The organism is Pseudoalteromonas sp. Angola-30, from assembly GCF_028599215.1.
GTDB classification, from domain to species: domain Bacteria; phylum Pseudomonadota; class Gammaproteobacteria; order Enterobacterales; family Alteromonadaceae; genus Pseudoalteromonas; species Pseudoalteromonas atlantica.
The window spans coordinates 1-10444 of sequence record NZ_JAQREI010000031.1 but is presented as its reverse complement, the minus strand read 5'-3'; the positions used below and the strand labels follow the sequence as shown (position 1 = coordinate 10444).

Here is a 10444-nt window from a genome sequence, read left to right as displayed (position 1 = left end):
GATGTAAGTCATTAGAATAACGCAGGAGCAGTTATCGAGCCCACTAGGTTACAAACCTCGCGCCGCGATTTAATCGCCCCTAGATTGAACAAATTTCAATCCGCAAAGATCAACACGCCCTAATACTTTTATAAAACTAAGGAGCCCCATGTTTTCACTATTTAAATCAGACCCGACAAAAAAACTACGCAAAGAGTACGAAGCAAAACTTGAGCAAGGCATGCAAGCACAGCGTAAAGGCGACATTAAAAGCTACGCCATGTTAAGCGCAAAAGCCGAAAAAATCTGGAGTGAAATAGAAGCGCTTGAAGCAAAAAAGCCAGATAATACCAATCGTGTTAAGTAATTAGACATTTATAGCGACGGATAAATAGAGTGATAACAAGGCATAAATTTCGACATGTAGTTTTTCAACATGAGAAATTTATAACGCAGTTAACGCTTTATTTAGCACACGAGAAAGGCTAAATATTTAAGTCGATTGGTATAAATATCGTGTCTGTACTGTTTTAAAAGTAGAAAGACGCGTTTAGTAAATAATTCATCACCTCGTTTTATAGCCTCCACCAGCCAAAAACCACCTTTTATAATAGGCTTGCATAAACAAATGTACTTAAAGCGGTTACTTATATTTTCGATGCATTTTTTATTGGCGGTTAAATGATTAAAAAAGGGGTTTGGATGTCATTTTAAATCTTTAGCGCTGTATTTGCTTACTTCGCTGGCGTTTTTCCTCCTAAGTCAGAAAATGAGGATGCTTTCTTCTTTTCTGCATATTATTAAAAGAACAGCCTAACTTAAAGTTTAATACTCGCAATGTGTTACAGGATTTGTTATTAATATTAAAAATAATTAAGAGGACGTACATTGCTCATAAAAAGAGGAAAGTGTCCTCTGATAAAGCTGTTATATTTCAAGGATGGTTTATGCGTAAGTATCTATATTTGACAGAAGTAGAATGGGTTGATGCATGGGTTAAAGGAGGTTCAATTCCAATTTCTCTTGCAAGCTCATATCTTTCAGAAGACCGAGCAGGAATATTTACTCCTGATGAAAACTTAATCCATGAATCCGCAGTATCTATCCCTAGCCTAAGACAGCATGGAATTAATATAGAAGGTTCAAGAAATATAACTATAAAAAACTTTACAAGTAATGGTATTAAACTACCAGATATCATCAATGCAAATTACTACAAAGAAGATGGTCTTATTCTTTCATTTTGCAATAGCTTTAGTGTAGACATAGCTAAAAAAATGGATAAAAAAGCCTGTGTAGAGATTATTAATATTGAAAAACTACGTCAGAATATTGATAGACAACTTGGTTGTAAAGGTATCATGGGTTCTTGTAGGTATACCTTAGATCACAACCGCAATCACTTTTTAAAATCTAGCGAAGATTCATGGCAAAATGAGTTTAGAATATTTTGGAGAACGACTAGAGAGAAATGGGTTGAAATACCAGCGAACTCAGCAAAGTTGGTCAAAATATTCGATTGAAATATAACAAAAAAATCTAAAAGAACACGTAACAGTTGGCTACGTTTCGCTTAGCTACACAATTGTAGCCAACCATTACTTAGTCTGTTATTTAGGCGTGATATTGATCGTGACGGAACTAGCTTTGAATTAAATAAATTTAGAAATGACAAAGATGTTTTTGTTACTGAGATATTTCGTAATGACCCAAAGAAAGAAATTCAGTTTACTTCTACAGAGGCTGAATTACCTTATTACGTAATATTAAAGCTACAACAAGTTTTCGAGGGAGAAATACCAAAAGACCATCAAGAGTAACAGCCAAATAACGAGATGTTAAAAACGGAGCATGGTCTTCCCCCCGCTTAATAGACCTCACTATTATTTCCCTCATACACATTTGCAGGATTTATTTGCATTAGCAGTGCTGGGTTGTCTATCGGTTTAAACCCGTATTGCGCATACAGGCCATGGGCATCAGAAGTGGCTAATAAAAAGCGCCTTAGCCCTTGCAGCTCAGGGTGCTCTACTATCGTTTTAATAAGTAACTTGCTCAGACCATTACTTGCAAATCTGGGGTAATAAATACATCAGCCAAATAGGCAAAGGTGGCGTTGTCGGTTACTACGCGGGCAAAACCAACTTGCTCGTTATCAGCGCTGTAAACACCAAAGCACATTGAGTTATCAATCGCTTTTTGCATAACGCTTTTAGGTATTCCTTTAGCCCAATAGCTATTAACAATAAAGTTATAAATAACGTTAAAGTTAAGCTTGCTTTTATCTGTGCTTATCGTGAAATTGTGGGTATTTACAGTCATAATTTATTGTCTTTTAGTAACAAAATTTGAATCAATAATCTTTAACATTTTTTAACTGTTTATCGTGTACTTTTGAAAGCAGCAATATCGAGCAAATAGCCCCAAGTAATGCAATTCCCATATCAGATTGAGTATCCCATACGTACCCTTGCGTACCTAAAAATGCTTCTGCGTTTTCACCGCTTAACACTGCAACCCACCACTCTATTAGTTCGTAAAAAGCACTAAACGCTAAACATATCGATACAACAAACACATTTAGCCAGCCTTTACCATTGACTACGTTTTTACGTAGTAATATTTCACGCGCTAATAATGCAGGCACAAACCCTTGAAAAAAGTGCCCTACTTTGTCGTAGTTGTTACGCTCACTGCCAAATAAGTTATCAAACCAAGGGACTTCGGCGTAGGTGTAATGCCCGCCAACCATTAGCACAATACAATGCGCTAATATAAAGCCATATAAAATGGGGGTGAGTTTAAAATGCTTATAGCTGCTTGCCATAAGTACTAAACCAATTATTGCGGGGATTACTTCAAGCAGCCAAGTAAACTGATCTTTTGGGTTAATTCCGGACCAAATTAATACAATAAAAAACAGGCCAAGCCATAAATACTTCATTTAGAATCCTTGTCTAAATTGATTGAATTTACAGCATTTTATATCTCTAAATCGCCCGATGCTACCTATAGTTTGTTTTAGCGGTTAATCGATTAAATACACGAGGAAAAAACCGTTTAATGGTCGGTGCCCAGCCACTTAGGCCTTTGCCAACAATCACTTCGTCTTTTTTATTATGAATTGCGAGGATCATTTTTTTAGCGGCTAGGCTTACATCCATGCCATTTTCTATTGAGTGCTCTGGCTTGTTTTGCGCTATGCCTTGCTCGTTTAACGAATTATGTGCAATGGCGGTTTTAATAGAGCCGGGGCAAATAGTTAAGCAATGAATGTTATGCTCTGCAAGCTCTGCACGCAGGCAATCCATAAAACCCACTACTGCATATTTAGAGCCTGAATAGCCCGTTCTAAATTTAGAGCCTACTTTACCCGCAACGCTACTAATTGAGACGATTGAGCCGCTTTGCCTTGCTACCATACTAGGCGCTACCGCTTTGGTAAGTGCAATGAGGCCAAAATAGTTAACTTCCATCAACTGGCGGTAAACATTAAATTCGTTTTCTAAAAATAGGCTGCGCTGCGACACCCCGCCGTTATTAATTAAAATATCGATAGCAGGTAATGTACTCATTAAATCAGTAACCTGAGCCAATACAGCTTCAGGTGCTGACAAATCAAGAGGCACAATAATGTGGCCATCGCCATGTAAGCTTTGTTTTAGTTCGTTAAGTTTATCAACGCTTCTGGCTGATAAAATAACCTTGGCACCCAGTGCTGCAAATTGTATTGCGAGCTCTTTGCCAATACCTGATGATGCGCCGGTGATCCATACGGTTTTATTGTTGTATTGCATGGGTTATTTGCCTTTATTATTTTATCCGCTGCTAATAGCAATCGTGTTAAGTTTTAAACGTTTATAGCGACAGATAAATGATTTATAACGTGGTTAACGCTTTATTTAGCACACTCGAATAACTAAATATTTAAGCCGCTTAGCGTTATGCTTTGGTAGGGCCTGCTATGGCGTTAACTTCATGCTCTAGCGATTTATAAAGCCCCATTAAAAATAAAAACTCAACGGTTACATACAACGGGCCAATAATTAAGCCAATTAAATCATCTACAAACGCAGGCTTTTTACCCTCATAGTAATGGCCAATAAACTGCAGCACCCATCCAAATACAAACACGCCCACACCAATACTTAACCAAGGCCAAAAAGCCATAGCAGCGATTGGCTGGGCTGCTAAAAGCAATAAGGTAAACAGTACACCCATTATTAAGCCAAGTGACACGCTCAGCATTAAGTAATACACCACGCTTGCAAAAACAAAAAGCTGCGCGCCATCAATAAGCAGGCTACCAATGGGTATTTGAATACGCGCTAACAAGCACAGCACCGCAAATACAATAAGCGGAATGCCAAAAAAATGAGTTAAAACATTGCGTTTAGAGCGATGGTACAAACCGTATGTACCAAGCTGTTGCTGTAGAGTTTTCATGTGTGTGCCTTTTATTGTGTTTTTTTACACTATATCAGGCTTTTAAAATATCACTCTGTCGGGTAACCGACATTTACTGATTACAAAGTAGCTCTAAAGCAGATTGGTTTAAAATGGTCACTTTGTTATAGCCGACCTCAATGAGTTGCTGCTTTGCTAATTTTTTTAGAATTTGATTGGCGGTTTGCCGTGTAAGGTAAGTCATATCAGCCAATTGTTGCTGAGACAAAGTAAACGTATGGCCGTTACTATGCGCTAAATGCGCGCACAATATAAGTAAGCGTTTTGCAACGCGCTGCTCGGCACTTAATAGTGCGTGATCTTCCATGCTAGTAAACATAACTCGCAATTTTTGGGCAAGAAGTAACCCAAAGTCTTGCCAATAATGCGGGTATTGTTTTAACAGTTGCTCAAGTGCGCGTTGCCCAATAAAACATAGTGTTACATCGGTTTGCGCATAAACATCGTGGGTGCGCATTCCGCGGTCAAATAAAGTGACTTCGCCAAACCAAAGCGAGGCGTCAACAAAGCTTAAAACGGCTTCTTTGCCATTATTACTTACCCCACTAATTCGCACCACACCACTTAATACAGCATAAATACCGTCGTGTTTATCACCTCGTAAAAAAAGAGATTGGTGCGCGCTAAGGCTTAAAGTTTTTGCTTGGCTTAGTAAAAACTGTTTTAAGTGTGCATCACGCTTAGAAAACCACTGCCCTTGTTCAATAATGTTACAATGTGCTTTACTTAATCCATTCATTGCATTGTGTTTATATGTGGTTGAAGCTCTATTGCCAACGACTTAGGCAAGTCTAAATTACTGGCAATAACAAAGTCGTTATACGCCTCATTACCAGAGAAAAACTCCGCAATAAGCGTTTTATTTTTATATACGTTCACTGAAACACCACTGCCCATACCACCAGCATTAATAATGTAGTAATAGTAATTGCCTTTGTTAAAAAACAAAATACTTTCGCCTACTTTCCCTATTTGACGATAGTAGCTACCAAATGGCTGCGCCGCAGTGGCCGTATACTCAAGGCCAATTTTTTGCTCAGTGCCATAACGATAAGTAATAGCTGAGTTATCATTGGCCACACACACAGACAAAATATTATCAGTGGGCTTTAGTGTATAAGTCACTTTTGCAGTTGGGTTGCGTATAACCTTTTGCATTTTTGCATTTATATACGCTGTTTCACCACGTTTACAGTGACTTGGTACAATTCCCTCTATTAGGCCTTCTACAACAAGGTGCTTTTGCTTAATAGCAGTAGCCGGTAAATTAGCGTTTTCGTTTTTAGCCACTGACGGCGTTTTACTGCTACTAAATAAACTCACTTCCTCATCGCAACCATTTAAAAAGAGTACGGGAATACAATAGCAAAAAGAGATCAATTTGAAACTCATACTAATTCCATCTAATACAACTTAACCTTAAAATAGCGGCAAAATTAAGCACTAGCAACCATTTAAAATGGTAAGTTTTATAATTCTTTTTTTTAACCATGTTATGCAAATATTGCTTTACTATTTAGTGACTTATTTAATATTTATTTACACATTAATTGGTTTATTTACGAACAATTCATAAACCAATTATTACCCGTATGTCTATTTTCAATATAGGGACAATAAACCCTCTTTTTATAATATTTAAACACAATAATTGCGAATAAGCATTGGCTAGCGAAAAGCAATGTTGGCTTTTATTAATACAAATTCGCTTGGTTAGGTAATTTATTTTAGGTAGGAGGCGCGTTGAATTTTAGGCAAAAATTTCATTGTTGAGCTTTCTTAAGCAGAACACTTTAACGTAGCAAGGTTTGCTTTGGGCTCTTTAGTATTAGCTAGAAAAGTTAGCGCATGCCTTTTAAAGGCATGCGCGGTAAATAATAAAGCGTTGTGACGCCTGAGCTAAGGCTACCCTAATCAGATGAAGAATCGTTTTCTTCACGCTTATATATGTAGGTTTGCTGCGTTTTAAAGCCAAAGCCTAATGTATCACTGTCATTTACAAGTTTAACTTTACCATCAACAACAGTTAGCCCTGGTCCGTTAATTTCAGGCGGTTTGATTGGGTTTACTGCGCCTTCACCAGTAAGGCTCGGGCCGATTAAATAAAACTGGCTTACTTGGCTAACAGGTATTGTTTCTTCGTACTCATAGCCACCACCTGGGGTACCGTCATCTGGGTCACCATCATCAGGTGTTGGCACATCACATAATCCATTATTATTAGCATCTATACATGAGTCGCCTTCACCAAAATACAACTGAGCGGTGTCGGGTACATCGTAGCTGGTAGTAAATTTAAGTTGGTCGTACACTTTTGTGCCATAGTGCAAATGAAAAGCGTACATTGCACCACCGCCTCCAGTTAAAGAACACTGATTTTTATCAGACTCTAGTGCAGGTGTAAACGATGTATAATAAGCTACGCCTCCTACTACGGTGGCTGCAGCCAATGATTTTTCACCATTACTTAGCTCATATCGCCACCCTTTAAAGCCTGCTAAATCAGCTTCAAGTTCTACAAACTCATCTACATTATCTAGTGCATTGCCAAATGGGTCGTCATTCATAAGCATTAAATCACTTGGCACTATGGGCTCTGGCGTATTTTGTGAATCGAAGGTTTTAGTTACGGTTTGTTCATCGCGAATCATGTAAAGGTGATCTTGCTCATTGGTTGCAAGCGGATTTGAGCGATTACCACTGCCTATAACGATTGCATCGTAAGGCGTATCTAATCGTGTGGTTATTTCTTCATCGCCATAGATCGTTTTGCTCACTTTACTAAACATAGTACGTGCCACTAGTGGCTTGTAAAAAAAGCGTCGGTCTTGCGTTGCTAATGAACTGCCAAGCTCTGCTAATTTGTAATGAGAAAAACTATTTTTGTCAGAGCCTGGCATATCCACACGCCAAATATTACCCCCAGTATCGGTGGCATATAAACGGTCAATGTAACCATCATAATCTGAGTCAAGCGTTGCTATATCGGCAGCTATACTGTGCTTACCTTGGAAATTATTATCCTCGGGCGTTAACGCCCATACTCTTTCGCCAGTTTTAGCCTTAACAATGTAAATTCCAGTGCCTGATCCATCCTCGCTACGAATCGCGTTGTCTTTGTTTGTATCGTATCCGCCACCAAATACCAGTAAAGGCTCATCTCCAAACGCTTTAATATAGGCTATTTGTGGTTTTGACCAGGTTTGAGCTAGGTATTCAAACCCATCTGAGCCGCCTACAATAGGCTTACTCCAAAGCTGTTTTGGTTTATCTGGTGAGCTAATATCAAGTGCATAATAGTTTTTACCCCCACGGCGCATACCAGCAAATGCCCATACTTCATCACCTTTAGTGGCATCTATTACTCCGTCATTTAAGCCGTCACTGTTTAAACTTTTATTGTTAAAAAACACACTAATAGGCCCATCCATACCATACACTTTAGTATTGGCTTGATTTGTACGAAGCGCAGGTATGTTTTTTAACAGCTCAGCAGGCATAAACGCCCACTCCTCTTCAATGCTGTTACCTTTATCGTTAAACATGTGTAAAAAGCCAGCATTAGTGCCCACTAAAATACGTATGTTGCCATCACCATAATCAATAGATACCGGTTTAGAATGCAAAGGATCACCAAAAATATTGGCACGCTGATCTACTGATGAGCTATCGCTATCTTCGTTATCTACATCCATGCCTCTTGCCCAATTAATATCATTGCGCGAGATAGCAATATCAGTACCCGGTATGATGCCACCTATGGCGTCTGACACTATATTTAAAATTTCTTTAACTCTATCAAAGGTAAAATCAACAATACTACCGTCCGAATCTATATACAGTTTGCGGCTTTGTGAGTCTAAGCTTGAAAGTAAGTAGTTTACGCCCCCTTGTGCGACTAAATTACCATCGGCCGGTTTATTTGCAGGTAGCCAAAACGTGCGAGCGTCTTCTTTAATTAAGCCGTCATCACCTATTGCCTCACGGCCTGTAGAGTCAACTATGTTAGAGCCCGACATAACTAATTTTTTTAAATTTCCGCCCCAACGAGCCCCGGTCTCAGGGTAAAACATAGCAAAATAAATTGCTTCTCGGCTGCGGGTTTGGTCAACGTTATTACTGGCAACCGTAGGCGATGAAAAGCTATCGTTTACTTCGCGTATTCTAGAAATAGTGCTATTTAATTTCTCTGAAAGCTCCGCAGAAGTATTTGCATGTAAATATTCTCCACCACCTACTTGAGCTGTTTGCTCTAGTAGCTTCTTACCGTTAGGACTCATTCCACTGCCAAAACCTATGGTAAATACTCGTCCAGTATCGGCAATTTCAGGTGTGCTATCGTACAAATCAACTTCTACGTCACTTGTTCCATGAATTATTTGTGCTAGTGTAGCCAAATAACTTCCACTTGTTGTACTTGGATATGAACCAAACTTAGATTTATAAAGATGGTATATATCATAATTACTTTCAGTGTCACTTTGCGGATCGCCATCCGTCATTAAAATAAGGTTAATAGAATTATCACAGCGCTCATCGCTATCTAAATCAGTTTCGAATGGCGAAATATATGTAAGAGTGGTTACTTTTTTATTTTTTTTATTTTTTTTATAAGTAACAGTTTTACTTAAAAAATCTTCATCTCCTGAATATTCTTCATACCCATACAAAACTTGTTGCCCAGTTAAGTATAAATAAGCTTCCCATAATGTTTCAGTAACTGGTGTACTGCCACTAGCAGGTAGGCTCTTTATCTGATTTTTAACCGTAGCTCTTGAAGAACCAATTTCAGCCATAACATAACCGCCGTAGTTATTTTGAAAGCGCATAAGACCAAAATCAATAGACTCATTATTATTAACCAGGTCGGTCATTGCATCTTTAGCAGCATCAATTTTTCTTGGCCCGTTGTAAGGAAGCTTACTTCCCATACTCCCAGATGTATCAAATACAATTAAAACTCGAGGCTTTTCATCGGTTTCTACGTTATGGTTTACGTATAGCTCTATATCTTCAGCGGTTACAGAGAGGCTAACAGTTGCTGCAAAAAAAGATGCAACAATGCGATTGAAGGTAAGTTTCATTTTAAATCCTTTTATCTGCGCTAAAATCACGCAGTTCCATTAAAAGTGCAGTTACTTATTTATTTTTAGTTTTAATTAAAATGCACAAAACAGCTAAATGCCATTAAACATAAACTTATTTACAAAGATTAATATTAACTGAATTTGCTATATTTTAAGTACTTTAATGAAAATAGGCGCAAATATAAAGAAATTTAATACCCTTAGAGCATTTTATATACGCATAGCCATTAGTAAAATATCCCGCTTTTAAAAACAATTAACCCTGCAATTCTCGGTTAACCTTACTTTCAATGGTGTTATTACCATATTTTAAGTTTAAAACCCCCTATTAAAATAGGTATTTAAGTGAGGATACACGTTAAACCCGCTTAAAAATTAACAACTCACATTGGTTAATTTCAAAAATAAAAACTAAAAAGCCCCCGCGAGTTATAAACTCGCGGGGGCTTTTTAAGTGCTAAGTAATAAATTTATAACGATAAATCTTCTTTAGCACGCGTTAAATTATGAGATACCAGTGAGTTTTTAGAGATTTGATACGCTTCGTATAAATCTGAAAGGCCTGCGGTGTCTTTTTTAGCCATCATGCGGGCTACACCACGGTTACTTAATGCAAACGATGTAAGTTCGCGTACTTTTAAACGTGGGCCACGGCTTTCTTTTAATAAGGCAATTGCTTGTGTACAAATGGCTTCAGCTTCTGTGTAGTTTTTAGATTCTACATTAAGTGCACAGCTATTAAATGGCTGTTCAAACTCTGGTGCGGCTGTTACAGAATCTTCAATAACCATTAATTTGTAGTCACTTTGATCAGCCATTGCAGCAGCTGAGCAAGTTAATAATGAGCCAAGAGCGATGGTTTTTAAAAGTGTACGTTTCATGATTATCTTCCTGTTTGGTTAGTCGTACTT

The 10444-nt window shown here is 38.0% G+C and carries 9 protein-coding genes and 1 pseudogene; 2 read left to right on the top strand and 8 right to left on the bottom strand.

The features are described 5' to 3' along the window. The first annotated feature begins 148 nt into the window (after window positions 1–148). Both PSH54_RS20345 and PSH54_RS20340 read left to right on the top strand, forming a co-directional pair. On the top strand, window positions 149–346 hold the full coding sequence (locus PSH54_RS20345; protein WP_273606982.1) for a DUF6435 family protein: 198 nt from the start codon (window positions 149–151) through the stop codon (window positions 344–346). A 580-nt stretch (window positions 347–926) separates the two neighbouring features. Continuing rightward, window positions 927–1502: a hypothetical protein gene (locus PSH54_RS20340; protein WP_273606981.1), complete on the top strand. Its 576-nt coding sequence runs from the start codon at window positions 927–929 to the stop codon at window positions 1500–1502. 344 nt (window positions 1503–1846) lie between these two features. Here PSH54_RS20340 and PSH54_RS20335 read toward each other — a convergent pair. From PSH54_RS20335 to PSH54_RS20300, 8 genes and pseudogenes are all read right to left on the bottom strand, one after another. After that, window positions 1847–2301: pseudogene (locus tag PSH54_RS20335) on the bottom strand (GNAT family N-acetyltransferase). Window positions 2302–2332: 31 nt separating this feature from the next. Then, window positions 2333–2923 carry a DUF2238 domain-containing protein gene (locus PSH54_RS20330; RefSeq protein WP_029772243.1) on the bottom strand — a complete coding sequence of 197 codons (591 nt, stop codon included), beginning with the start codon at window positions 2921–2923 and terminating at the stop codon, window positions 2333–2335. Between the two features lie 61 nt (window positions 2924–2984). Further along, window positions 2985–3776: an SDR family oxidoreductase gene (locus PSH54_RS20325; protein ID WP_273606980.1), complete on the bottom strand. Its 792-nt coding sequence runs from the start codon at window positions 3774–3776 to the stop codon at window positions 2985–2987. A 145-nt stretch (window positions 3777–3921) separates the two neighbouring features. Continuing rightward, entirely contained in the window at window positions 3922–4425 is a 504-nt protein-coding gene (locus PSH54_RS20320; protein WP_096739468.1) for an Mpo1 family 2-hydroxy fatty acid dioxygenase, read from the bottom strand. A gap of 73 nt (window positions 4426–4498) precedes the next feature. Then, window positions 4499–5185 (bottom strand): Crp/Fnr family transcriptional regulator, encoded by a 687-nt coding sequence (locus tag PSH54_RS20315; RefSeq protein WP_273606979.1) that lies wholly within the window; start codon window positions 5183–5185, stop codon window positions 4499–4501. After that, window positions 5182–5838 (bottom strand): hypothetical protein, encoded by a 657-nt coding sequence (locus PSH54_RS20310; protein ID WP_024033418.1) that lies wholly within the window; start codon window positions 5836–5838, stop codon window positions 5182–5184. Before PSH54_RS20310 ends, PSH54_RS20315 begins: the two co-directional genes overlap by 4 nt. 518 nt (window positions 5839–6356) lie before the next feature. Then, window positions 6357–9530, bottom strand: a complete 3174-nt coding sequence (locus PSH54_RS20305; protein WP_273606978.1) for a pilus assembly protein — start codon at window positions 9528–9530, stop codon at window positions 6357–6359. 473 nt (window positions 9531–10003) lie between these two features. Beyond that, window positions 10004–10414 (bottom strand): hypothetical protein, encoded by a 411-nt coding sequence (locus tag PSH54_RS20300; protein WP_004587208.1) that lies wholly within the window; start codon window positions 10412–10414, stop codon window positions 10004–10006. Window positions 10415–10444 lie beyond the last annotated feature (30 nt).